This window comes from Shinella curvata, assembly GCF_022899935.1.
Classification (GTDB): Bacteria; Pseudomonadota; Alphaproteobacteria; order Rhizobiales; family Rhizobiaceae; genus Shinella; species Shinella curvata.
Genome location: NZ_JALJCJ010000002.1, coordinates 429,846 through 454,434, shown reverse-complemented (window position 1 = coordinate 454,434; position 24,589 = coordinate 429,846). Strand labels below are relative to the sequence as shown.

Sequence of the window (24,589 nt, the reverse complement as noted above, 5' to 3'; positions counted from 1 at the left end):
TTCTGCCACACCGCACGCACGGTCCCAATCTTGCCCTGCAGATGCGTTTGCAGGGCTGATCGGAACGAACACACTTTTCTTCTGGTCCGCCTGTCCGGCGATGCGGTTTCCCCGCATCCAATTTCCTTGTGCCTTTTCGCGTGATCGACGGCTGATGCCGCGCCGCGAGGCCTTGAAGACCAGAGATTTTTCATGTCGCTCATCAATATCCGTGCGCTCGGCGTCACGCTCTCCACCCCCCTCTTTGCCAATCTCAACCTGGCGATCGCCGCTGGCGACCGTATCGGCCTCGTCGCCGCCAACGGGCGCGGCAAATCCACCCTGCTCCGCTGCATCACCGGCGATGTCGAGCCGACCAGCGGCGAGATTACCCGCGCCCGCGGCCTCACCGTCGGGCATATGGAACAGAACCTCGCCCCAGGCCTGGAGAAACTGACCTTTCGCGAGGCCGTGCTCGACGCGCTCTCACTCGAACAGCAGGACAGCGAAAGCTGGCGGGCGGATGTGACGCTCGAAGAACTCGAGGTGCCCGAGGCGTTACGCGAACGCCCGCTGGCGGCGCTCAGCGGCGGCTGGCAACGTATCGCGCTGATTGCCCGCGTGCGCGTCAGCGAGCCGGATGTGCTGCTGCTCGACGAGCCGACCAACCATCTCGACCTCGAAAAGATCGCCCGGCTGGAAAGCTGGCTCGGCACGCTGCCGCGCGATATGCCGGTTATCCTCTCCAGCCACGACCGCGCCTTCCTCGATGCCGTGACGAACCGCACGCTGTTCTTGCGGCCCGAACGCTCGCAGCTCTTCGCCCTGCCCTATTCCCGCGCCCGCGCCGCACTGGACGAGGCGGATGCGGCCGAGGAGCGGCGCTTCGAGAAGGACATGAAGGCCGCCGCTCAGCTGCGTCAGCAGGCGGCGAAGCTCAACAATATCGGCATCAATTCGGGCAGCGACCTGCTGGTGGTGAAGACCAAGCAACTGAAGGCGCGCGCCGAGCGCATCGAGGACGCGGCGCGTCCCGCCCACCAGGAGAACTCCGCCGGCGCCATCCGGCTCGCCAACCGCGGCACCCATGCCAAGGTGCTGGTGACGCTGGAGGATAGCCCGGTCGAGACCCCCGATGGCACGCTGCTCTTCCGCACCGCCCAAAAATTCATCTGCCAGGGCGACCGTATCGTGCTGCTCGGGCTGAACGGCACCGGCAAGACGCGGTTCGTGCTGCGGCTGCGCGAAGCAATCGATGGCGCGGCACGGGAAGGCATCAAGCCGACGCCGTCGCTGGTGCTCGGTTATGGCGACCAGGCGCTGTCGGATCTCTCCGATACGGAGACGCCGCATGGCACGATCATCCACCGCTTCGACGTCGGCGATCAGCGGGCGCGCAGCCTGCTCGCCGGTGCCGGCTTTTCCGTGGAAATGCAGGGGCGGCCGGTCGGGTTGCTCTCGGGCGGGCAGAAGGCGCGGCTCGGCATGCTGGTGCTCAGGCTCACCAATCCGAACTTCTATCTGCTCGACGAGCCGACCAACCATCTCGACATCGAGGGTCAGGAAGCCTTGGAGCGGGAGCTGACCGCGCAGCAGGCGAGCTGCCTCTTCGTCTCGCACGACCGCGCCTTCGTGCGGGCGGTGGCCAACCGTTTCTGGCTGATCGAGAAGCGCCGGCTGATCGAGGTGGACGGCCCGGAGGACTTCTTCGAGGAGGCCGCCTTATCCGCGTGAGGCGATGCGCGGATCGGCGGAAAAATCCTCGCGGGAGAAGCCGATGCGCCTCGGCGGGTGGTCGCACAAAGCCTGCACGCCGAGTGCTGAAAGGCGGATGCGCCAGGTCTGGCGCTCCACCGGCTTCGGTGTGGCAAAGGCTTTGGCCGTTAGGAGCGCGAGGTTGTTGCCGGCACCGGGATCGCGCACCGAACGGTAGAGGATAGCGGCGAGCCCGCCTTCCCGCGCGCTTTCGGCCAGCGATTGGCAAGCGGCATAGTCGGTCGGGTGCGTCCATAAGGCCTCATCCCGGTCGAGCGGCGGCAGCGTGAGGTCGATCGCCTCACCGGTCGCCACGGCGGCGGAAAAGGCGGTGTAGTCGGCCGCATTGGCCGGCAGCGGCGTGGCTGGCGATTCCGAGAAGAACAGGAGACGGTAGAAGGCCATTTCGGCCAGTGCCGTCTCCACCGTCAGCGCCGCATAATAGACGCCGAGCGTGCGGCCTGCCCGACGGAAACGCGAGCCGTGCGGATAGATGGCGCCATAGCGGAAGGGTGTGGCAAGCAGGTAATCGAGGCCGGCGCATTCGGGCGGCAGCACCGGTTTGCTTTCTTCGAGAATGTCTTCGAGCAATGCCTGCTCATCCAGCGTATCGACGAGTTTCAACGTCGAGACGCGGTGCTGCGCCTCGACGAACCGCCAGACGCTGCCCGCGAAGGGCCGCGCCTCAGACGAGAGCGCGGCGGGCGTCCAGATAGGCAAGGACATCGACAAGGCCGGATATGGAGACGATACGATCGACCGGGCGGGCACCGAGCGCGGTGTTTTCCGCCGTCATCCAGTTTCGCGCGACAGTCTCGTCACCACCCACGATGGCGTCGAGCGAGCGGAACAGGCGAACCAGCAGCACGGCGAGCTCGAACGGCTTCGTGCCACGCTCCAGCAGCACGTCCTGCCGCTTCAGCCGCGAGACCGTCGCCTCCGACACGCCGATGACCGCCGAGAGGATGCGCGCCGTCAGCCCCAGCCGGTCCGCCGCATTGACGGCCGCCTTGGTGAGTACGGCGCCCTCCGCATTGACCTGCTGTATGGGTTTGCGCTGCATGGCCTTAATCCTTTCCATGGAAAGAATATAGCAACTATTTTTCCAAAGACAAGGTTACGGCTCTTTATGGCCGAGAAGCTCGGCCATGATGCGCAGGTGGTCGGACTGCAGCGGCTTTTCGAAATAGCTCTTCACGAAACTGTATTGCATGGCCCGCTCACGGTCCTTGCCGAGATGCGAGCTGGTGAGCATGGCGACGACGGGGGCGTGCTGCTCGAATTCCTCCGCATAGCGGTCAAGGAACTCGAAGCCGTTCATCACCGGCATGTTGATATCGAGGATGATGGCGTCGGGTATTTCCTCGTTCCGCAGGATATCGAGCGCCTCCGTGCCGTCGAACGCCTTGAGGACGCGAATCGACGGGTCGAACTTGCGGATCGTGTATTCACAAATGAACTGGTCGTTCTCGTCGTCATCGACGACCAGGATCGAATGGATTCTCATCTTAATCCCCGTCGGGCAGCTCGATCATAAAGCGGCTGCCCTTATCTCTTGCTTCATAGAGCGCCGCGCCGCCGAGGGCCTCCGCGCTCTTTCTCAATATGTAGAGGCCGAGCCCGCTGCCGAAGGATCGGTTGGGGTGCAGCCGTTTGAACATCTTGAACAACAAATGACGGCTTGCGGGCGGAACGCCCAGGCCGTTGTCCTCCACCGACAACCGCAATCGCCCGCCATAGCGGAAAGCGCGGACATCGATCGCCGGCTCGGCCTCCTTCGGGTCATGATACTTGACCGCGTTGGAGAGCATGTTGCCGACGATGACCTGGAATTTCGACGGCTTGCTGACGATTGTCAATTCGGCCGGCACATGATTTTCGATGCGGATCCGCTTGAAATCGTCGAGATGCGAGAGCGCCTCGATTGCCTCGGCGACAAGCGCGTGGAGCTCGATCGGCCTTTCGTCCTCCTCCATCAGCCGGGTGCGCGTCACCGTGATGATGTTCTGGATGAGATGGTCGAGCCGCCGGAAATTCACCTCCATGCGCTGCAGCATCTGGCCGAGCGCGGGCGTATTGCCCTCCGCCAGCATATCCTTGGAAATACCCAGCAGCCCCAGCGAGGAAGCGATCGGCGAGCGCAGATCGTGCGAGGTGCGGTAGGCGAATTCCTCCAGCTCGGCATTCGCCTCGATCAGCGCCTGTTCGCTTGCTTTGCGCTCGGAAATGTCGCGCACGATGCCGCTGTAGATGGTGGCGCCGTTCAGCTCCACCCTCGCGACAGCGAGATCGAGCGGAAAGATGAAGCCATCCTTGCGCCGGCCCTCGACCTCGCGCCCGCTGCCGATGATCTTCGCCTCACCGGTGCGGTGGTAGTTGCCGAGATAGCCGTCATGCGCGCTGTGATAGGGCTCGGGCATCAGCATCTTGACGTTGCGGCCGATCATCTCTTCCGGCGCATAACCGAAGATACGCGTGCAGGCGTCGTTGACGGACTGGATGAGGCCGTGCTGGTCGATGGTGATGATACCGTCCACCGCGTTGTCGATGATGGCGGCGAGACGCCCCCGGCTTTCGGCAAGGTCGGCCGCCATGGCGCGGACGCGGCGGGAGGAGTAGTAGAGATGCACGACGAGCGCACCATAGAGCGCGCCCGAAATCAACACGAGCGAGGAGAGCGTCCCGCGTGCGTTGATGTCGTTGATCGAAAAGGTGATGCCGAAGGCCGTCTCGTAGCGCGCCAGCTCGTAATAGGTCATCGCCAGCAGAATGAGATAGGTCAGAAGACCGAGAATGGCGGCAATGGTCAGGCGGTTGTAACCGGCTTTCTCCGTGCCCACGAAGATGATGGCGATGCTGAGCGCCACGAAGCAACTGGCACTCTGGAACGACATGCGGGTGAAGCGGATCCAGTCATGCGCGAAGTCGAGCGAGATCGCGTAGCCGACCAGAGCGGCGGCGGCGATAATGAAGGTCGCAAAACCGAGGGCGACCTGAACGATGTCGTTCTTCCGGCAAAGCGCACGCCTGGCAATGGCGAGGCTCATCAGCATGAAGCAGAGCGCCGTGTTGGGTGCGATACGCCCCGGCCGGCTCGTGCCGATGTCGACGAAGGGCTCGTTGAGCAGCGTGTCTATGCCGGTATCGATGCCGAAGAGATGCTGGGAAAACGCGATCGCGCCATAGATGAAAACCGGCACCATCATCAGCACGGCCAGGCGAACCCGCCCGCGCGCGGCAAGGTAAAGCCCTGCACCGAGCACCACGAAGGCAAGCGCGGCGTTGAACTTCATGCCGAACAGACCCGGATGCGCGGCCGCAAGGCCGGCGGGTTCGGCAAGCCACAGCGTCATCATGATGACGCCCACGGCGATGCACCACAGGCTCGCCGCGCCGGTCGCCCTCTCCCAGGACCATGTGAAATTCAACCGTGCCCCCTTCGGCAGCTCACTCGCCGTCGCGCGCACTCTAGCGCGAAGGTTGAATCGCGAACAGGTGCCGCAGGACAAGCTTTACGGTAAAATCGTACTTTTCAGGCGGCGTCGTCGCGCGCGGCGCCGGCCTCGAGCCGTTCGGTCATCGCCTGTAGATCGGCCGTCAGCGCCTGCAGGGCCTCCAGCGTGCAACCGGTCGCCTTGCCGATCTCCGTGCGGATGGCGACGGCATCGTGCTGCATGGCCCTGCCCTTGTCGGTGAGGGTGACGAGAACCTGCCGCTCGTCGGCCTTGTCGCGGGCACGTGTGATGTAGCCCGCCGCCTCCAGACGTTTGAGCAACGGCGAGAGCGTACCGGAATCCAGCCCGAGCGTCGCGCCAAGCGCCTTCACGGTGCGGCCGTCCTCCTGCCAAAGCGTCATCAGCGCGATATATTGCGGATAGGTGAGGCCATAGGGATCGAGCAGCGGCTTGTAGGTGCGGTTGAGCGCGTGGGCGGCGGAATAGACGGCGAAACAGAGCTGCTGGTCGAGTGCCAGCATGCCCGGGGGAATTGCGCCTGTCTCAGCTTCGTCACGTTTGTCGACCATGCTCCATTGTCGCACAAGCGGCAAAAATTGCAATTTGCAAAATCATATTGCGCGCAATTTAATTTTGCGCTATTTAAATCCCATCAACAACGACAGCAGGAAGGAGACACCCATGCCCATTCTCTACACGACCAAGGCTTTCGCAACGGGCGGCCGCGCCGGCCATGGCGCAACCGAAGACGGCACCGTCGATGTGACGCTGACACTGCCGAAGGAACTCGGTGGCGACGGCGCAGCCGGTGCCAACCCGGAAAAGCTCTTCGCCATCGGCTATTCCGCCTGCTTCCTCGGCGCGCTGAAGTTCGTCGCAGGCCAGGAAAAGGTCAAGATTCCGGATGAGGCCAAGGTCACGGCGACGGTCGGCATCGGCCCGCGCGAAGACGGCGGCGGCTTCGGCATCGAAGCAGCGCTTGAAGTTTCCGTACCCGGCGTCGACAAGGCCGTGGTCGAAGACCTCGTCAAGAAGGCTCACGTCGTCTGCCCCTACAGCCACGCCACGCGCGGCAATCTCGACGTCAAGACGACCGTCGCCTGATTGGCCTTTCCCCAATGAAAAGCCGCCCGGAGCGATCCGGGCGGCTTTTTTCATTTGCCTGAAACGAGGCTCAGAACTCTTCCCAGTTCTCGGCCTTCAGCGCCGCATTGCCGGAAACGCGCGGCCGGGCGGACACCGAACGCTGCGGGATGGCGCGTACCGGCTGAGGTGCCTGCACCCGCTGGCCGAGGGAGAACCGCTCGATCAGGCCGCGCAGGCGATCCGCCTGGGTAACCAGGGTGGCGGAGGCAGCGTTGGTTTCCTCCACCATCGCGGCGTTCTGCTGCGTCGTCTGGTCCATCTGGTTGACGGCGGTGTTGATTTCCGAAAGTCCCACGGACTGTTCACGGGCGGACACTGCGATCGCCTCCATGTGCTGGTTGATCGTCGCGACATGGCCGCCGATCGCCTGCAGGGCATCGCCGGTCTCACTGACGAGCTTGACGCCGCTGCGCACCTCCGCTTCCGAATTGCGAATGAGGTCCTTGATCTCGCGGGCGGCCTGCGCCGAACGCTGGGCGAGCTCGCGCACCTCCTGAGCAACCACCGCGAAGCCCTTGCCCGCCTCCCCGGCACGCGCCGCCTCGACGCCGGCATTGAGCGCCAGAAGATTGGTCTGGAAGGCGATTTCGTCAATCACGCCGATGATCGACGAAATCTGGCTCGACGACTGTTCGATGCGCTGCATGGCATTGACGGCATTGGCGACGACGGTACCCGACTGCGCGGCGCTGCCATTGGCCTCGGCCGCGACGGAACGGGCCTCCTCGGCGCGCCGCGTCGAATTGGCGACATTGGCGGTGATCTCGTCGAGGGCGGCGGCGGTCTCCTCCAGCGAGGCGGCCTGCTGTTCCGTGCGCTTGGAGAGCGAATCGGCGCCGGTACTGATTTCGCGCGTGCCGGTGTCCATCTCGTCGATGGCCTGCGAGACCGCGCGCAGCGTCTCGCCGAGTTCGGCCACGGCGGAGTTCAGGTCGCTGCGCAACTGCTCGAAATCCGGCGCGAAGGGTTCGTCGAGCTGGAAGCTCAGGTCGCCGCCCGCCAGACGGCGCAGGCCGGCGGCAAGGCCCGATGTTGCCTGCTGGAGTCGCTTCTGGGCGGCCGCCTCGGCCTCCTCCTGCAGGCGCACGCGGTCCTGCTCGGCCTGGAGACGCGCGGCTTCCGCCTCGTGCTGCAACCTGACCTTGGCGATCTCGGACTGGCGGAAGACTTCCACGGCGCCGGCGATATGGCCGATCTCGTCCTTGCGGTTGCGGAACGGCACCTCGAAATCCGTGACGCCCTGCGCCAGCGTCTGCATCACCTTGGTGATGGTGCGCAGCGGGCGCGAGACACCGGCGACGATGATCCAGAAGGACAGGCCGGCGACCGCAACGGCGACAGCGCCGAACAGGGCGAGAAGCAGCCGGTAATCATGTTCATGCGTCTCCGCCGCGGCATATTCTTCCTGGCCGACACGAATCTGGAGATCGATCAGGGCCGCGACATAGGTGCCGATCGGGTCGATCGTAGGATAAAGCCGGGTCGTCACATAGGTATCGAGCGCCGCCTGATCCTTCTTCTGCATGATGGCCAGCAGATCGTTGATGCTGCCGGACTGCTTCTGCATCTCCTCGGTCATTTGCCTGGCGAGGCCACGCTCTTCGTCGGTCAGATAGGTCGCGGCATAGGCATCCCAGATCGTCTGGATCTCGGCGACGGCCTCGGTGTTCAGCCGGTGCCCCTCTTCCCAGGAGAGCGCGCCGCTGCGCACCTTGTGCGCGGTGTCCACGATGTTGACGGCGTAGAGATCGCCGACCTTCTTGAGGCTTGCGGCGGGAACCAGCCGATCGACGACGATGGTGCCCATCTTGGCCGACATGGTGTTGAGAACGAGATAGGTGGAAAGAATGGCGCCGGCGAGCAGCAGCGTCAGGAAGAGCGTCACCGCGCCGAGTTTCGTGGATATCTGCATGGAAATGCCTTGCCGTTCGGGACTTTTGGATACCCCAGCGTGGCAGGCTTTATTTAAGTAGTAATTAAAATTAGAAATGACTTATTAATGGTTGCATGAAGCACAGCGCACTCGCCTGGACGCTGTGCAAGCGGCACTTTAAGGCCTGCAAAACGGAAAAGGCCCGGATGCAATCCGGGCCCTTTGCCTCTATCGGCGGATCGTCAGATGACGAGGATCGGTGCCTTGCCGCGCACGCGGTCATAGAGATCCATGACGTCCTGGTTGAGCATACGCACGCAACCGGACGACACCGCCTTGCCGATGGATTTCCATTCCGGCGAACCGTGCAGGCGATAAAGCGTGTCCTGCCCGTCCTTGAAGATATAGAGGGCGCGGGCGCCGAGCGGGTTGTTGAGACCGCCGGCCATGCCGCCATTGGCGCCGGAATATTTGACGAGCTCCGGCTGGCGCTGGACCATTTCGTCCGGCGGCGTCCATTTCGGCCAGGCCTGTTTCCACTGGATAACACCACGGCCTGACCAGGCAAAACCCTGCCGGCCGATGCCGACGCCGTAGCGCATGGCGCGGCCGTTCGGCTGGATGAGATAAAGGAAGCGGTTGCCGGTATCGACGATGATCGTGCCCGGCGGCTCGGCGAAGGGACTGTCCACCTCATGACGGTAGAAGCGCGCATCGATCTGCTGATAGGGGATCGCCGGAACCTGGAAGCCGCCGTCGTTCACGGGGCCGTACATTGCCGCATAGTGCGACGAATCGGGCAACAGGCCCGAGGGCGGCGTCTGGCCGTAGATGCTGATGGGGCCGCGACGGTCGGCAAGGATTTCCGGTCGGCCTTCCAGAGCGGGATTGCGGAAATAGGGCCGGGTTTCCTCGCGGAAACGGTCCGTATTCATGGACGAGGTGCAGCCTGCAAGGCCGGTCGCCATGGCGAGCCCGGAAAACTGAAGGAAGCGGCGGCGGGAGAGCGCAGTGTCGGTCATGGAAGGGATCGGTATCCGTTTGACGGAAAGGCAGGATGAACGAGGAGGCTGAATCACTAACTAACGAGGCGCAAACTAGGTCCACAACCCTGCCATAATTGTGGCATTTGCGGCTGACCCGAGGCTTGCGCGTGACCTTTTTCGCCGGACTGTGGCCGCGCGCGCACTCTACCAAAGTGGTTCTTTACCCTGTATCCCGAATGGATATGAATGCCGGAAAACGGAGAGCGCGACGGGATGGACGCGAGCATTTTGACCGAGGCGGGTTTCCAGCCCATCGATGAAGCCGGCTGGCGCCAACTGGCGGAAAAAGCCCTCAAGGGCGCCGATTTCGACGCGACGCTGGTCTCGCAGAGCGACGACGGCCTGCCGATTCGGCCGATCTACACCCGCCGGGTGGACGCAGAGCCCCTCGCCCACAACCATGCCGGCACGCCGCATGCGGGCGACGCCTGGACCGTGAACCAGCGCCGCGACGACGCTGATCTCGTCCGCGCCCGCGCGCAAATGGCCGACGATCTCGAAAACGGCGCAACCGGCATAGCGCTGGTCTTTGCCGGCAGCGCCAGCGCCCATGGCGCGGGCCTGACGGCCGGCGACGAGACCGCCTTCCGCAAGACGGCAGCGTCGCGCGCCGCCGCCGCCTTTTCGCTGCGCCTCGAAGCCCCGCATGCCGACCGGGCGCTCGCCGGCACGCTCGCCCGCGCGCTCGATGCAGCCGACGCACGGCGCGCGCCGGTCCATTTCGGCCTCGATCCCTTCAGCGCGGCCCTTGCCGGCACCGCGTCCGGCACAACGGATCTCGCAGCCCTGGTCAAGGAGTTGGCCGGCTTCGGTTTTTCCGGCACCGTGCTCAATGCGGACGGGCGTCTGGTACACAATGCAGGTGCCGGCGAAGCGCTGGAGCTTGCCGTCGCCGCCGCGGCACTCGCCGAAATCCTGCGCCTCCTCGATACAGCGGGCATGGCCCCCGAAACCACCTTCGCCCTGACGGGCCTGTCGCTCGCGGCCGATCAGGACCAGTTCCTGACGACGGCGAAACTGCGCGCCGCGCGGCGGATCCACGCCCGCATGCAGGCTGCCTGCGGCATAGCCGAACCGAAGCCCGCCCATCTTCATGCCGAGACGAGCTGGCGCATGCTGACCCGGCTCGACCCGGAAACCAACATCCTGCGCAACACCATCGCCGTCTTCTCCGCCGGCACCGGCGGGGCGGACGAGATCACGGTGCTGCCGCACACGCTGGCGCTCGGCGTACCCGATCCACTGGCGCGCCGCATCGCACGCAACACGCAGGTCGTGCTGATCACCGAAAGCAACCTCGCCCATGTCGCCGATCCCGCAGCCGGCGCCGGCGGTATCGAGGCGCTGACGGATGCTCTGGCGGAAAAGGCCTGGGAGACGTTCGCCGGGATCGAAAGGGATGGCGGCCTCTCCGCCGCCATCGCCTCGGGCAAGATCAAGGCGCTGGTGGAGACGGCGCGAGCGGACCGCAAGGCAAAGCCCATCGTCGGCACCACGCTCTTCCCGCTGAAGACGGAACGGCCGTTCACCGTGCTCGGGCCGCTGGCGGAAGCCGCCGCGAAGACAAGGCTCACGCCCGTGCTGCTCGCCGATCTCACCGCAGGAGCCGCCGCATGAGCCGGATTCCCGATTTTTCGACGGTCGCCTGGTCGAAAGCCGCCGCCCCGACGACCGCGACCGGCGAGGCTTCCTGGCTCACCCCGGAAGGCATCGCCGTCAGCGGTGCCTACGGTGCGGCGGACCTTGCCGATCTCGCCTATCTCGACACCTGGCCGGGTGCTGCTCCCTATCTGCGCGGCCCCTACCCGACGATGTATGTCCAGCAACCCTGGACGATCCGGCAATATGCCGGCTTCTCGACGGCGGAAGAGTCCAATGCCTTCTACCGCCGCAACCTCGCGGCAGGCCAGAAGGGCCTGTCCGTCGCCTTCGACCTTGCCACCCATCGCGGCTATGACAGCGATCATCCCCGCGTGGCGGGCGATGTCGGCATGGCGGGCGTGGCGATCGATTCCATCCTCGACATGCGCCAGCTCTTCGACGGCATCCCGCTCGACGAGATGAGCGTGTCGATGACCATGAACGGCGCGGTACTGCCGATCATGGCGCTGTTCATCGTCGCGGCGGAGGAACAGGGCGTTTCCGAGGACAAGCTGTCCGGGACCATCCAGAACGACATCCTGAAGGAGTTCATGGTCCGCAACACCTATATCTACCCGCCGCAGCCCTCGATGCGGATCATCTCCGACATCTTCAGCTATACCAGCCGGCGCATGCCGAAATTCAACTCCATCTCGATCTCCGGCTACCATATGCAGGAGGCGGGTGCGACAGCGGACCTGGAGCTCGCCTATACCATCGCCGACGGGATCGACTATGCCCGGGCGGGTGTCGCGGCCGGGCTCGACATCGACACCTTCGCGCCTCGCCTCTCCTTCTTCTGGGCGATCGGCATGAACTTCTTCATGGAAGTCGCCAAGATGCGGGCCGCCCGCCTGATCTGGGCCACGCTGATGAAGAAGAATTTTGCGCCCAAAGATGCCCGGTCGCTTGCGCTGCGCACCCATTGCCAGACCTCCGGCTGGTCGCTGACGGCGCAGGACCCGATGAACAACGTCATGCGCACCATGGTGGAAGCGATGGCCGCCACGCAGGGCCACACGCAATCGCTGCACACCAACTCCTTCGACGAGGCGCTGGCGCTGCCGACCGACCATTCCGCCCGCATCGCCCGCAACACGCAGATCCTCCTCCAGAAGGAGAGCGGCACGACGCGCATCATCGATCCCTGGGGCGGCTCGGCCTATGTCGAACGGCTGACACATGATCTTGCGGCGCGTGCGCTCTCGCATATCGAGGAGGTCGAGGCGCTCGGCGGCATGGCCAAAGCCATCGAAAAGGGCATTCCCAAGCTCCGGATCGAGGAGGCCGCCGCCCGCACGCAGGCACGCATCGACTCCGGCCAGCAGACCGTCGTCGGCGTGAATTTCTCACGACCCGAGCGCGACATCGAGGTCGACGTGCTGAAGGTCGACAATTCCGAGGTGCGTGCCCGCCAGCTTGCCAAGCTTCAGCAGTTGAAGGGCACCCGCGACACGGCCGCCGCCGAAAGCACGCTCGACCGGTTGACCGACGTGGCGAAAAGCGGCGACGGCAACCTCTTGGAATTCGCGGTGAAGGCCGCCCGCGCCCGCGCCACGGTCGGCGAGATCGCGCTGGCGCTGGAAAAGGCCTTCGGCCGCCATGTCGCGGAAATCCGCACCATCTCCGGCGTCTACCGCAAGGAGATGGGCGCCAACGACCGTGCCTTCAACACGGCCGTCGACAAGGTCGCCGCCTTCGAGAAGCTGAAGCGCGAAAAGCCCGCGATCCTCGTCGCCAAGATGGGCCAGGACGGCCACGACCGCGGCCAGAAAGTGATCGCCACGGCCTTCGCCGACCTCGGCTTCAACGTCATCGTCGGCGCCATGTTCCAGACGCCGGAGGAAGTGGCTGAGCTGGCCATCCGCGAGGGTGCGCATATCGTCGGTGCCTCCTCGCTTGCCGCCGGCCACCTGACGCTGGTGCCGGAGCTGAAGGCTGCCCTCGTCAGGCGTGGTGCGCGCGACATGTTGATCGCGGTCGGCGGCGTCATTCCCCCGCAGGATTTTGCAGCCCTCGAACAGGCCGGCGCCGACGCGATCTTCCCGCCGGGCACGGTGATCGCGGATGCCGCTTCGGCGCTCATCGACCGGCTGATGGCCTAAGATGTGAACGCTGTGTCAATCGGCGCGCGAATTGCCGTTTTCGCGCGCGGGCGTTACTTCGGATGCACGATCAAACGACGCGAGGTGACGCAATGCTGGTCAACGGCAAATGGACGGAAGACTGGCAGCCGGTACAGGCCACGGACGCCAAGGGCGGCTTCGTGCGGCAGGTTTCGAGCTTCCGCAACTGGGTGACGCCGGACGGCAGCGCCGGCCCGACCGGTGAAGGCGGTTTCGCCGCCGCCAAGGGCCGCTACCACCTCTATGTCGCGCTCATCTGCCCCTGGGCCTCGCGCACGCTGATCGCCCGCAAACTGAAGAAACTGGACGATGTGATCTCCCTCTCCGTCGTCGAGCCGGCGCTGTCGGACCAGGGCTGGCAATTCGGCGACTTTCCCGGCTCCAACCGCGACGCGCTCAACGGCGCGACCTACATGCACGAGCTCTACACACACGCCGCATCGACCTTCACCGGCCGCGCCACCGTGCCCGTGCTCTGGGACAACGAGAAGAAGACCATCGTCAACAACGAGTCCGCCGATATCGTGCGCATGCTCAACAGCGGCTTCGGCACGCTGGCCGACGAGAGCGTGGATCTCTATCCCGAGCCGCTTCGCGCCGAAATCGATGCGCTCAACGAACGCATCTATCCCGCGCTCAACAACGGTGTCTACCGCGCCGGCTTCGCCACCACGCAGGTCGCCTACGAGGAAGCCTACCAGGGTGTCTTCGCCATGCTGGACGAGCTCGAAAACCGCCTTTCCGATGGCCGTGCGTTCCTGACGGGCAACACCTTCACCGAGGCCGACATCCGCCTCTTCGTCACCCTCATCCGCTTCGACGCCGCCTATTTCGGCCTCTTCAAATGCAACCGCCGGCGCCTTGCCGACTATGCGGCGCTCTCGGCCTACACGAAACGGGTGCTCGACCTTCCCGGCGTGCGCGGGACCGTCAACATCGACCATATCAAGCACGGCTACTATTCGATCAAGTCGCTCAACCCCAACCGCATCGTGCCGCTCGGGCCGGATCTTTCCGCGCTGGGGCTGTGATATGCAGATCGTGGCATTCGCCGGATTGGCCATCGGCCTGTTGGCTACCTTTCCCGAGGCGCGGCGACTCTATCGCCGCCACGGGATTTTGTTGACCGGGCTGGTGTGGCCAGTCCTCTCGGCTATCGTCGCAGCCTGGATAATAGCAACGACGGTGAATAATTACACATCGCCCGTTCCTGCCTATTTCCACGCCTGGCATGCGTTGATGATTGTGATGGCGCCCGCCGCCATCGCGGTCATTCTCGGTCGCAAGTACAATTTTTCGGCGGGCATTGTCGCAGGCGGTATCTTGCTGGCCGGCGCCTTCTTTTTCTGGGTTTCAATGCTTTTCGGATACGGCACCAGCGCGGCCGCCTACAACAGCTAGAACTTCGTTTCGCTTCGCTCCAGCAAAGCCTTGACCGCAAAGGTCCTATACGGAATTGTCGCCGCCGATGAGCACGCGCCCATTCCCCGTTGCGAGCATTGCACTGACGGCCATCGCGGCCGTCATTCTGGCGGTCTCCAGCACGATTTCCGAACGCCACTGCGCCTTCGGTTTTGGCGGCTTCCAGTGCAACAGCCCGGTCGCCGGTTATGGCGACATGCTGCTCATCGCAAGCCTTGGCGCCTTTGCCATGCTGATCATCGCGCTGCCGGTTGCCGCATGGCGGCTGATCGCGTGGTTTCGCGCGCGCTGATGCTTACGCCTCCTTGGCCTCCACCATCGCCATCAGCGTTTCCAGCCGGTCGGCGTCCGCCGGCAGTTTGTCCTGCCGCAGGCGCGCGATGCGGGGGAAGCGCATGGCGACGCCGGATTTGTGGCGGGTGGAGCGATTGATGCCCTCGAAAGCGACCTCCAGCACGAAGCCGTAGGCGGGCTCGGCCCGGACCGCCCGCACGGGGCCGAAGCGCTCGGTCGTGTTGTTGCGCACATAGCGGTCGAGCACCTCCAGTTCCGCATCGGTAAAGCCGAAATAGGCTTTTCCGACGGGCACCAGAACGTCGCCGTCGGGTCCTGCTGTCCAGACACCGAAGGTGAAATCGGAATAGTAGCTCGAGCGTTTGCCGTGGCCTCGCTGGGCATACATCATCACGGCATCCACATTGAACGGATCGCGCTTCCACTTGAACCACGGCCCCTTCATGCGGCCGGCCTGGTAGGCGCTGTCGAGCCGCTTGATCATCACGCCCTCGATGACCGGGTCGGGCGGGTCGCGGCGGATCGTCTCGAGTTCTTCCCAGCTTTTGAAGGGCACGAGCGGCGAGAGGTCGAAGCGATCGTGCGGCGCCTTTTCGATGAGGCCGGCGAGGCGCTCGCGGCGCTCGATGAAGGCGGTAGGCCGCACATCCGCCTCCCCTTCGAACAGGATATCATAGGCGCGCACGAAGGCCGGGAAGTCCTCCAGCATTTTCGCGTTCACCGTCTTGCGGTTCAGCCGTTGCTGGAGATCGGAGAACGTGCGTGTCGGGCTGTTGGTGCGCGCCGTACCGCCGACCAGAAGCTCGCCATCCACCACACCCTCGAAATTCATGGCGTCGAGCACATCCGGGAAGGCGGCGGAGATATCGTCGCCGGAGCGGGAATAGAGCCGCCGCGTTTCACCGGACGATGACATCTGCACGCGGATGCCGTCCCATTTCCATTCGGCGGCGAAATCGGCAGGGTCGAGAGTGTCGAGATCGCCCTCGCCCACCGGATTGGCGAGCATGACGGAGTGGAAGATGGCGGGGGTCGCCAGAACCGGCCGGTCGGCCGTGCCTTCCAGCCAGGCGAAGAGCGATTCATAGGGCGGCTGCAATCCGTGCCACAGCGTCTCTATTTCCGTGACGTCCATGCCGGAGAATTCGGCGAGCGCCTGCTTGGCGAGCCGCGCCGACACACCGATGCGCAGGCCGCCGGTCGCAAGCTTCAGGAAGGCGAAACGGGCCGAGGGATCCAACCGATCGAGCAGATCGCGCACCGCACCGCGCACTTCCGTACGGCCGAGCGCGTTCATGCGGCTGACGACGGCGCCGAGGCGCGGCTGGGCTTCATCCGGCACACGCTCCTTGCGCTCCTGATCCCAGACGAGCGCGATGGTTTCGGCGAGATCGCCGACATAGTCGTAGGAATAGCGGAACAGCACCTCGTCCATACGCTCCAGCACGAGTTCGCGCAGCAGCGCCGGTTTAACGCTCTTCAGGTCCAGGGTGCCGGCGATGGCGGCGAGGCCGTAGCCGCGGTCGGGATCCGGCGTGTCGCGAAAATAGTCGGCGAGCAGTTTCAGCTTGCCATTGCGCGAGGGGGTGAGGACAAGGCGGTCCAGCAGGGTGGCGAAGGCTCTCATGGCGAGGCTGCCTCTTGCGATGTCCAGCGCGGCTCCCCAAGTGCCATTTCATGGGAAAAATACACAATGCCATCACCACCATTCTCAGCACGGTGGGTCTCTTTGTCGGCCTTTGGGGCGGCTACGACATCGCGGGCATCCTCGGCGCAATCACCTTTGCTCCCGTGGGCGCCTTCGTGGGCTGCACCATCGGCATGCTGCATATCAGGCTCCTGACGCTTTTCTCCTGATATCGGGTGGTGCATCGTCGCGCGCATCAATCCCCCTCATCCTCATAGCCCACCAGATGCAGCGGCCTGGCCGGCACGCCGGAGAGTTCGCACCAGCGAACGAGCGCTTCCTCGCGGCCGTGCGTGACCCAGACCTCCTGAGGTGCGAGGTCGCGGATCGTCTCGGTGAGTTCCGGCCAGTCGCAATGGTCGGAGATGACGAGCGGCAGCTCCACGCCGCCCTGCTTGGCGCGCTGGCGCACCATCATCCAGCCGGAGGCAAACGCGATGAGCGGTTCGTTGAAGCGGCGCGCCCAGCGGTCGGCAAAGGCCGAGGGCGGACCGACGACGACCGCGCCGCGGAAATCGGCGGGACTGCTCTTTTCCGTGGTGGCGGGGCGCAGGTCGCCGAGATCGATGCCGCGGCTGACATAGTAGTCGCACAGGCGCGCGAGCGAGCCATGGATATAGATCGGCGCATCATAGCCGCAATCGCGCAGCAGCCGCAGAACGCGCTGCGACTTGCCGAGCGAGTAGGCACCAACCAGGTGGCTGCGTTCGGGAAATTGCCGGAGCGACGTGAGCAGCTTGCCCATCTCGGCTTTGGGATCCGGGTGATGAAAGACCGGCAAACCGAATGTCGCCTCGGTGATGAACACGTCGCAGGGCACCGGCTCGTAGGGCGCGCAGGTGGGGTCGGCGCCGCGCTTGTAATCGCCCGAGGCGACGATGCGCAGGCCGTCCTTCTCGACCGCGATCTGCGCGGAACCGAGCACGTGGCCCGCGGGATGCAACGACACGGTGACGCCGCCGAGGTCGATGCGCTCGCCGAAGGCGGCGGCCTGCATCGTGCCGCAAAAATCCTCGCCGTAGCGGATCGCCATGATGTCCAGCGTCTCGCGCGTCGCCAGCACCGCACCATGGCCGGCGCGAGCGTGGTCGGAATGGCCATGCGTGATCAGCGCCCGCGCCACAGGGCGGACGGGATCGATGTAGAAATCGCCGGCAGGGCAATAGAGACCGGCGGGCGCCGGCTTGAGGAGCTGATCGGGCTTCATGGCAGGAAAGATAGCGGCTTTCGCGCGCTCTGCCAGTGGCGCTCAGGCGATTGCCATCATGCCCGCGCGCAACGCGCCCATATCAACGGCGGAAAGCTGGCGGTCGATCTTTTCGTGGGTTTCCTTCCAGATCGGGAAGGCATCCGTCAACAGGCGCCGGCCCTCGGGCGTCAGGCGCAGCAAGCGGCCGCGACGGTCGCGCGGATCGGCCTCGACGCGCACGAGGCCCCGGCGTTCGAGCGGTTTCAGCGCGGCCGTCAGCGTCGTGCGGTCCATGGCCAGCACCGCGGCAACCGGCCCCATCGGCGGCGGCTCCGGGCGGTTCAGCGCCATCAGCAGGGAGAACTGGCCGTTGGTCAGCGCCAGCGGGCGCAGCGCATCGTCGAAGCGGCGGGCGAGCGCGCGGGCCGCGCGCTGCGCATGCAGGCACAGGCAATGGTCACGCACGAAAAGCGTGGTCTCGTAGGGAATCAACACATCGTCGGACATGGTTCTTACTGTTGATATCAACGTAACAATGTCAAGAGCGAGGAGGCTTCCCGGCCCGTATCGTCAGAGATTCGGGATGCAGAGGATTGCCTGGAGGGCGCGGGCATCGATCGGGCGGCTCAGGTAATAGCCTTGGATTTCGTCGCAGCCAGCCTCGCGCAGAAAATCGACCTGGTCGCGGGTTTCCACGCCCTCGGCAATGACGCGCAGCTGCAGCGTGCGCGCCAGCGAAATGACGGCACGGGCGATCGCGGCATCGTCGCCATCCTCGGGCAGATCCTTCACGAAGGAACGATCGATCTTGAGGCGGCCGACAGGGAAGCTCTTCAGCGAGGCGAGGCTGGAATAGCCCGTGCCGAAATCGTCGATGGCCAGATGCACGCCGAGCTTTTCCAGCCGGTGCATGGTCTCCACCGCCTGCTGCACATCCTGCATGATCAGGCTTTCGGTCAGCTCCAGCTCGAGATAGCGCGCTTCCAGTCCGCTCTCGGCAAGCGCCGCCGCCACGCGCTCCACCCAGTCCTTCTCCTGGAACTGGCGGGCCGAGACGTTGACGCTGACGACGATGGGCGGCAGGCCGGAGACCTGCCAAGCCTTGTTCTGTCGGCAGGCGGCACGCAGCGTCCAGTCGCCGATCGGGCCGATCAGGCCGGTCTCTTCAGCAAGCGGAATGAAATCGCCGGGGCCGATCAGGCCACGCTCGGGGTGACGCCAGCGGATCAGCGCCTCGACGGCGAAGATGCGGCCGGTCGAAAGGTCCATCTGTGGCTGGTATTGCAGGAAGAGTTCGCCCTTGGCCAGAGCGCGGCGCAGCTCCTCCTGCCGCTCCAGCTTTTCATGCGCGCGGTTGGCAAGCTCGGCGGTGAAGACCTGCATGGCATCGCGGCCGATTTCCTTGGCGCGGTACATTGCGACGTCGGCGCGCGCGAGCAGTTCGGTGACGTTGCGGCCATGCTCGGGATAGGCGGCGACGCCCATCGAACAGGTGACCTGGAAGGACCGGCCTTCGATGACGACGGGTTCGGCGATCGCTTCGCGCACCGCGCGCAGCCGGTCGTCCACGTTTTCGCCTCGCCGCATGGCGCCGTTGATGAGGATGACGAATTCATCGCCGCCGAGGCGCACGATGCTGTCGCTGGCGCGCACGCAGCGCAGCATGCGCGTGGCGACGATCTTCAAAAGCTCATCGCCGGCATGGTGGCCGAGGCTGTCATTGACCAGCTTGAAATTGTCGAGGTCGATGAAGGCGAGCGTCATGGAGCCGCCGCGATCGTCCGCCGCCTCGATGGCCGAGGCCACGCGCTCATCGAGCATGCTGCGGTTCGGCAGGCCCGTCAGCGTGTCGTGATGCGCCATGAACTGGATGCTATCTTCGGCTTCCTTGCGCTCGATGGCGATGCCGGCAATGTGCGTCGCCATGCCGACGAGCTTCATGCATTCCGCCGTCGGCTCGCCTGGCGTGCGCGAATAGAGCGCGAAAGTGCCGAGCACCTTGCCCTGATAGGAGCGTATGGGCGCCGACCAGCAGGCACGGAAACCATAGGGCGCGACGAGCGCCTTGTAGTCGGCCCAGAGCGGATCCGTCTCGATATCGGAAACAATGACCTGCTCGCCGCGCCACATGGCCGTTCCGCAGGAGCCCATGGCCGGGCCTATCTCGGCCCCCTCGATCATCCGGCAATAGGCCGGGTCGAGATTGGGTGCTGCACCATTGACGATGTGCTTTCCATCGGGCGCCAGCATCAGGATCGAGCCGGTGACATCGGAGACATGCGCCTCGATCAGCAGGATGAGTGAGGAGAAGACATCGACCAGCGGCGAGCCGAGCGCGATCATCTTCAGCAGATGCGCCTGGCCGACATGCAGGCTTTCGGAGCGCTTGCGCTCGGTGATATCGCGGGCGATGCCGACGATGCCGATCACCTCGCCCTTGCTGTCGCGCACCGGCAGCTTGGAGGTGAGCAGCCATTTCAGCTTGCCGCTGGAATCGCGGATCAGCTCTTCCATATCGAGCATGGGCCGGCCGGTGCGGATGATCTCCTGCTCGGTCTCGAAGAAGCCGCGCGCAACATGGTCCGGGTGGATATCGAAATCCGACAGGCCTTCCAGGCTTTCCAGCCCCTCGCGCCTGTTGTCGTTGACGATGGCGCGGTTGGCCACGACGAAGCGGCTGTTGCGGTCCTTGAAATAGAGGTAGTCCGGCACCTCGTCGATCATGGCTTCCAGCCACATCGTGCGCTCGTTCTGCGCTGCGGCGAGCGGGAAAAGCCGCGCCGCCTCCGTGATGAGACGCTGGCTGGCGGACATCAGACGCGCGGTCGCATCGGCGTCATCATTGCCAAGGTGGGACAGTTTCGTCGACATGGTTCCCTGCAAAGTCCAAACGCAAGGAAGCCACAGCCTGCCGCCGCTCTTCCCGGAACAACCAAAGCTACATCTGGAGTCGTTATCCAAACCTAAAGGAAACCGGCGAAATGCCACCAATCCGGCCTTTCCCGGGACGTTTCCAACAACCCGGGCGAGCATCACCCAAACTGTTCCGTTTCGGCACGAAAGCAACTGGCACGGTTCCTGCTCTTTTGTTCGGCAAGGAGCTTCCATGGTTACCAGACGGTTCTTTCTTTCAGGTCTCGGTCTTGGCGCCGCCGGATTTACCGCCCCGGCGGTTGCGGCTGGCAACACACGCCTGCCCATTGTCGACGTCGATCTGCGCGGCAGCATCGATGCGTCTGCGCATGGGATTCGCCCCGGCGCCGACGACCGCAAGAGCAAGGCCTTCGAAAAGCTGCTGAAGGACGCGGCCACCAGGAACACGCCGGTCTTCCTGCCGCCCGGCGACTATGCGATTTCCAACATCACCCTGCCCGACAACACGCGGCTGACCGGCGTGCCGGGCGCCACCCGCATCGTCTATGGCGGCGGCGGCCATCTCTTCGCAGCCGATGGCGTTTCCCGCATCGAGCTTGCCAATCTCGTCATCGACGGGGCGAACCGCTGGCTCGGCGACACGGTGGAAGGCCTCGTCCATCTGAGCAACGTCGCCAATGTCGTCATCGAGAACTGCGAGATCCAGGGCTCGTCGAAGACCGCCGTCAGCCTGGAGCGTTCCGGCGGGCGTATCGAGCGCAACAAGCTGTCCGGCGCGGCCGACTATGCGCTCTATGCCGTCGAGAGCCAGGACCTCTCCGTCACCGGCAACCAGGTCTTCGATTGCGGCAATGGCGGCATCCTCGTCCATCGTTGGCAGAAGGGCCGCGACGGCACCATCGTCTCGGGCAATCGCATCGCCCGCATCTCCGCCACGCGCGGCGGCACCGGCGAATATGGCAACGGCATCAACATTTTTCGCGCCGACGATGTGATGGTGACGAACAACCACGTCTCGGGTTGCGCCTTCTCCGCCATCCGGTCCAATGCCGGCTCGAACATCCAGATCGCGGGCAATACCTGCCTCGACAGCGGAGAGACGGCGATCTACTCGGAATTCGGCTTCGAGGGCGCCATCGTCAACGGCAATCTTATCGACGGCGCGGCGAACGGCATCCTGATCGTCAATTTCAACGAGGGCGGCCGGCTCGCCACCGTCACCGGCAATGTCGTGCGCAACCTCAAGCTCGATGGCCCCTATATCCACGACGGCGCGGGCTTCGGCTTCGGCATCGCGGTGGAGGCCGACACGGTCGTCTCCGGAAACACGGTGGAAAACGCGCCGAAATGGGGCCTGATGCTCGGCTGGGGACCCTATATGCGCGGCCTCGTCGTCTCGGGCAATCTCGTGCGCAAGAGCCCGGTCGGCTGCGCGGTCAGCGTGGTCGAGGAGGCCGGCTCGGCGCTGATTTCCGGCAATATCTTCGACGACACGCCGGATGGCGCCATCGTCGGCTACCGCTGGAACGAACGCACCACCGACGATCTTGCCAGCGAATCGTCCAGCTACGCGCACCTGACGATCGAACGGAACCGGACGGGGTAATCCGTCCCTGAACGCGTCTCTTCTTTTTGCCCGAACGGAGAGACGCCATGGTGGATGAGGGGGTATATCCAGGCGCCCCCTCATCCGCTGTTCTCAGCCGCCATGGCCCTCATGGTTGGCGCCGCCCTCGGCGTCTGTGGCATTGCCGGGCTTGGCGGATCCGATCGTGAAATCGACATCGAGGGCGCCGGCATTTTCGAAATTCAGCGTCGCCTTGAAGCTTTCGCCTTCCTTGAAGGGGTGCTTGATCTTCATGAACATGACATGCAGACCGCCGGACTTCAGCTCGACCGTCGCGCCGGCTGGGATTTCGATGCCATCCGGCAGCTGGCGCATCTTCATGACGTCATTCTCGATCGCCATTTCGTGGATCTGCACGTCGTCGGAAACGTCGGGCGCGGTGATAGAGACGAGGCGGTCGGCCTCGGCTCCCTTGTTGGCGATGCTCATGAAGCCGCCGCCGACGGGCTGGCCGGGCAGCGTGGCCTTCGAGGCGGGGTGATGGACTTCAAGCGTGCCGACAGTGAAGTCATGGGCGAAGGCGACCGAGGCCGAAAGCGCCAGTGCGACGATGGAGGCGAGAAGGTTTTTCACGGGGAGATCCTTTCGATGATCAAGCGAAGGTAAAGAGCCGGCGCGCCAGCGGCACGACGTGGAGAATGAACTGGTCGATGACGATCATCGCCAGAATGGTCAGGCCCGTCAGCGGGAAAAGCACGCCGAAAACGGCGGCGATTGCCCAGAGGCCGATGTAGATGCGCTTTTCGCGCGGCGCGGGCGGCACGCCGATACGGCCTGCGGGGCGGCGCTTCCACCACATGATGACGCCCGACACGCTCATGGCGATGACGATAAGGCAGGTCGCGAGCATCAGGAGCTGGTTGAAAAGGCCCCATTCCTGCCCCTTGTGAACATTGACGCTCCATTCGATCGCCTTGCCCGTCGCCGGGTAATCGGCAAAGGCGATATCGACCAGGCGCTCGCCGGTGTACTGGTCGAGATGCAGGGTCCGCTCATAGTGCAGGTCCGCCGGGTAGATCGCGGCGGTGTAGACGCCGGTCTCGCTCGACGGCGGCGACATTTCATAGCCAGGCAGCATGCCGGCGGCATCCGCGATCGTCACGGCATTGTCGAGGCCGATCGGCGGCAGAGCGGTCTGGCCGGATGCAGGCAGGCTCGATTCCGGCACGGGTGCATTCTCCATCAGCCAGGAGGCGTTGGGCTGCACATCCGTGGTGATCAGCATGGAATGGGGCACGTTGTCCCAGAGCTGGACGGGATAGCCCATGCCGTTGGCCGAGAGATTGGCATTGAGCTTGGCGCCCCAGAAGCCCGACCAGAGCAGGCCGCTGAAGGCGAGGAACAGGATGACGACGCTGGCGAAAATGCCGGTGACGGCATGCAGGTCGCGCCAGAAGACGCGTTTTTTCGGCGTGCCGCGTACACTGAGAACGCCGCCCGTCTGGTTGCGCGGCCACCAGAGATAGATGCCCGTCAGCGTCAGCACGATGGCGAAGCCGGCGACCACCTCGATGATCCGCTCCCAGGAGGTGCCGAAATAATCGAGGCTGTGCAGGTCCTGCACGACCTCGTTGAACTCCTCCTTGGCACCGACCGTGTCGAGCACGGCGCCGTCATAGGGATCGACGAAGACCAGTTCGCGGCCGGCATCGGTCGAGAGCGTCACGCGGGCGGAACGGTCGGCACCGGCCGGCGTGCGATAGGAGGAGAGCGTGCCGCCGGGCACCGCCTCGATCGCCTTTTCGACGATCTTCGACGGCGGCAGAACCGTGTCGCCCACCGCGACATAGTTGCGGTAGCGGAACAGGCTGGCATCGATCTCGTCGTTGAACAGATAGAGGCCGCCGGTGATGGCGAGGCTGATCATGAAGGGCACGGATATGAGGCCGGCGAAGAAATGCCAGCGCCAGATCGCGCGGTAGAGGCGCTGCGCGAGCGCGGAGGGTTCAGCGGCGGCAAGGACCGGCGCGTCGGAGATTACGGACATGAAGAAGTCCTGTCAGGCTGGATTTCGGGCGCACGGCGGCGTTTTCGCCGCGCGAACTGCAAAAATCAGACGGACAGGAAGGGTGGCGCGCGCGGCGGGGCGCCGGGCCGCTCGCGCCGGGAATGCAGCGCCTCTTCGACGAGCGGAAGGGCGGCGACCTGGCGGAAGGTGAGAACGGTGGCGGCAAACGTCGCCGGCTCGGGCATCAGCATGGCGCCGCCGATGCGACAAGCCTCGCATTTGCCCGGCATGGCCTGCTTCGTCTTGCCATCAACGACATTGTTCAGGCAGAGGTCGGCGAAGGTGCCGTCGGGCAGGACATACTCCGCAAGCGAGACACCGGCGGGCATCGCGGCCATGGCCGGACGATGGGCGAGACCGACGAACAGCAGGGCGACCGCGCACAGCATGCGCAGGCAGATCCCCCAATGTGTCATCCCTCGGTTCATTCTTCGTCCCCATCCACGATCGCGCGGACCCTTTCGCCC

Annotated in this window: 23 protein-coding genes; 9 read left to right on the top strand and 14 right to left on the bottom strand. The window is 64.6% G+C overall.

Going from position 1 to position 24,589, the window contains the following annotated elements:
* Positions 1 to 192: 192 nt before the first annotated feature.
* Positions 193 to 1,713, top strand: a complete 1,521-nt coding sequence (locus MUU55_RS08255) for an ABC-F family ATP-binding cassette domain-containing protein (RefSeq protein WP_244760294.1) — start codon at positions 193 to 195, stop codon at positions 1,711 to 1,713.
* On the opposite strand, the gene MUU55_RS08250 is transcribed toward MUU55_RS08255, so the two are convergent.
* The 5 genes from MUU55_RS08250 to MUU55_RS08230 form a co-directional block, all read right to left on the bottom strand.
* Positions 1,702 to 2,460 (bottom strand): RES family NAD+ phosphorylase, encoded by a 759-nt coding sequence (locus MUU55_RS08250; protein ID WP_244760293.1) that lies wholly within the window; start codon positions 2,458 to 2,460, stop codon positions 1,702 to 1,704. The genes MUU55_RS08255 and MUU55_RS08250 overlap by 12 nt on opposite strands.
* A complete protein-coding gene (locus MUU55_RS08245; protein WP_244760292.1) occupies positions 2,420 to 2,797 on the bottom strand; it encodes an MbcA/ParS/Xre antitoxin family protein in 378 nt (125 codons plus the stop codon). The genes MUU55_RS08250 and MUU55_RS08245 overlap by 41 nt, the downstream gene beginning before the upstream one ends.
* A 54-nt stretch (positions 2,798 to 2,851) precedes the next feature.
* Complete coding sequence (locus MUU55_RS08240) at positions 2,852 to 3,241, bottom strand: response regulator (protein ID WP_244760291.1); 390 nt, start codon at positions 3,239 to 3,241, stop codon at positions 2,852 to 2,854.
* A 1-nt stretch (position 3,242) separates the two neighbouring features.
* Positions 3,243 to 5,162 carry a sensor histidine kinase gene (locus MUU55_RS08235; protein WP_244760290.1) on the bottom strand — a complete coding sequence of 640 codons (1,920 nt, stop codon included), beginning with the start codon at positions 5,160 to 5,162 and terminating at the stop codon, positions 3,243 to 3,245.
* A gap of 104 nt (positions 5,163 to 5,266) precedes the next feature.
* Complete coding sequence (locus tag MUU55_RS08230) at positions 5,267 to 5,758, bottom strand: MarR family winged helix-turn-helix transcriptional regulator (protein WP_244760289.1); 492 nt, start codon at positions 5,756 to 5,758, stop codon at positions 5,267 to 5,269.
* A gap of 112 nt (positions 5,759 to 5,870) precedes the next feature.
* On the opposite strand from MUU55_RS08230, the gene MUU55_RS08225 reads away from it, so the two are divergent.
* On the top strand, positions 5,871 to 6,293 hold the full coding sequence (locus MUU55_RS08225; RefSeq protein ID WP_244760288.1) for an organic hydroperoxide resistance protein: 423 nt from the start codon (positions 5,871 to 5,873) through the stop codon (positions 6,291 to 6,293).
* Positions 6,294 to 6,363: 70 nt separating this feature from the next.
* Here MUU55_RS08225 and MUU55_RS08220 read toward each other — a convergent pair whose 3' ends face one another.
* Together MUU55_RS08220 and MUU55_RS08215 are read right to left on the bottom strand one after the other, a co-directional pair.
* Positions 6,364 to 8,247, bottom strand: a complete 1,884-nt coding sequence (locus tag MUU55_RS08220; protein ID WP_244760287.1) for a methyl-accepting chemotaxis protein — start codon at positions 8,245 to 8,247, stop codon at positions 6,364 to 6,366.
* Between the two features lie 203 nt (positions 8,248 to 8,450).
* Complete coding sequence (locus tag MUU55_RS08215) at positions 8,451 to 9,230, bottom strand: L,D-transpeptidase (RefSeq protein WP_244760286.1); 780 nt, start codon at positions 9,228 to 9,230, stop codon at positions 8,451 to 8,453.
* A gap of 237 nt (positions 9,231 to 9,467) precedes the next feature.
* Here MUU55_RS08215 and MUU55_RS08210 point away from each other — a divergent pair, with 237 nt between their 5' ends.
* The 5 genes from MUU55_RS08210 to MUU55_RS08190 all read left to right on the top strand — a co-directional run bounded on the left by MUU55_RS08210 (position 9,468) and on the right by MUU55_RS08190 (position 14,735).
* Positions 9,468 to 10,871 (top strand): methylmalonyl-CoA mutase family protein, encoded by a 1,404-nt coding sequence (locus MUU55_RS08210; protein WP_244760285.1) that lies wholly within the window; start codon positions 9,468 to 9,470, stop codon positions 10,869 to 10,871.
* The gene (scpA, locus tag MUU55_RS08205; RefSeq protein WP_244760284.1) at positions 10,868 to 13,000 is read left to right on the top strand and encodes a methylmalonyl-CoA mutase; all 2,133 of its coding nucleotides are present in this window, start codon (positions 10,868 to 10,870) and stop codon (positions 12,998 to 13,000) included. The genes MUU55_RS08210 and scpA overlap by 4 nt, the downstream gene beginning before the upstream one ends.
* Positions 13,001 to 13,092: 92 nt before the next feature.
* A complete protein-coding gene (locus MUU55_RS08200) occupies positions 13,093 to 14,052 on the top strand; it encodes a glutathione S-transferase family protein (protein ID WP_244760283.1) in 960 nt (319 codons plus the stop codon).
* A gap of 1 nt (position 14,053) precedes the next feature.
* The gene (locus MUU55_RS08195) at positions 14,054 to 14,422 is read left to right on the top strand and encodes a hypothetical protein (RefSeq protein ID WP_244760282.1); all 369 of its coding nucleotides are present in this window, start codon (positions 14,054 to 14,056) and stop codon (positions 14,420 to 14,422) included.
* Positions 14,423 to 14,489: 67 nt separating this feature from the next.
* Complete coding sequence (locus MUU55_RS08190; protein ID WP_244760281.1) at positions 14,490 to 14,735, top strand: hypothetical protein; 246 nt, start codon at positions 14,490 to 14,492, stop codon at positions 14,733 to 14,735.
* Positions 14,736 to 14,738: 3 nt separating this feature from the next.
* Here the strand turns inward: MUU55_RS08190 and MUU55_RS08185 are convergent, their stop codons facing one another.
* Positions 14,739 to 16,364, bottom strand: a complete 1,626-nt coding sequence (locus MUU55_RS08185; protein WP_244760280.1) for a cisplatin damage response ATP-dependent DNA ligase — start codon at positions 16,362 to 16,364, stop codon at positions 14,739 to 14,741.
* Between the two features lie 50 nt (positions 16,365 to 16,414).
* Here MUU55_RS08185 and MUU55_RS08180 point away from each other — a divergent pair, with 50 nt between their 5' ends.
* The gene (locus MUU55_RS08180; protein ID WP_244760279.1) at positions 16,415 to 16,594 is read left to right on the top strand and encodes a hypothetical protein; all 180 of its coding nucleotides are present in this window, start codon (positions 16,415 to 16,417) and stop codon (positions 16,592 to 16,594) included.
* 26 nt (positions 16,595 to 16,620) lie between these two features.
* Here MUU55_RS08180 and MUU55_RS08175 read toward each other — a convergent pair whose 3' ends face one another.
* The 3 genes from MUU55_RS08175 to MUU55_RS08165 form a co-directional block, all read right to left on the bottom strand.
* A complete protein-coding gene (locus tag MUU55_RS08175; protein WP_244760278.1) occupies positions 16,621 to 17,631 on the bottom strand; it encodes a ligase-associated DNA damage response exonuclease in 1,011 nt (336 codons plus the stop codon).
* A 42-nt stretch (positions 17,632 to 17,673) separates the two neighbouring features.
* Positions 17,674 to 18,120 (bottom strand): MarR family winged helix-turn-helix transcriptional regulator, encoded by a 447-nt coding sequence (locus MUU55_RS08170; protein WP_244760277.1) that lies wholly within the window; start codon positions 18,118 to 18,120, stop codon positions 17,674 to 17,676.
* A 63-nt stretch (positions 18,121 to 18,183) separates the two neighbouring features.
* Positions 18,184 to 20,484 (bottom strand): sensor domain-containing protein, encoded by a 2,301-nt coding sequence (locus tag MUU55_RS08165; protein ID WP_244760276.1) that lies wholly within the window; start codon positions 20,482 to 20,484, stop codon positions 18,184 to 18,186.
* 235 nt (positions 20,485 to 20,719) lie between these two features.
* Here MUU55_RS08165 and MUU55_RS08160 point away from each other — a divergent pair, with 235 nt between their 5' ends.
* Positions 20,720 to 22,093 carry a TIGR03808 family TAT-translocated repetitive protein gene (locus MUU55_RS08160; protein WP_244760275.1) on the top strand — a complete coding sequence of 458 codons (1,374 nt, stop codon included), beginning with the start codon at positions 20,720 to 20,722 and terminating at the stop codon, positions 22,091 to 22,093.
* A 93-nt stretch (positions 22,094 to 22,186) separates the two neighbouring features.
* On the opposite strand, the gene MUU55_RS08155 is transcribed toward MUU55_RS08160, so the two are convergent.
* The 3 genes from MUU55_RS08155 to MUU55_RS08145 form a co-directional block, all read right to left on the bottom strand.
* Entirely contained in the window at positions 22,187 to 22,687 is a 501-nt protein-coding gene (locus MUU55_RS08155) for a copper chaperone PCu(A)C (protein ID WP_244760274.1), read from the bottom strand.
* A gap of 19 nt (positions 22,688 to 22,706) precedes the next feature.
* Entirely contained in the window at positions 22,707 to 24,092 is a 1,386-nt protein-coding gene (locus MUU55_RS08150; protein WP_425314167.1) for a PepSY-associated TM helix domain-containing protein, read from the bottom strand.
* A gap of 74 nt (positions 24,093 to 24,166) precedes the next feature.
* Positions 24,167 to 24,538 (bottom strand): hypothetical protein, encoded by a 372-nt coding sequence (locus tag MUU55_RS08145; protein WP_244760272.1) that lies wholly within the window; start codon positions 24,536 to 24,538, stop codon positions 24,167 to 24,169.
* Between the last annotated feature and the right edge of the window lie 51 nt (positions 24,539 to 24,589).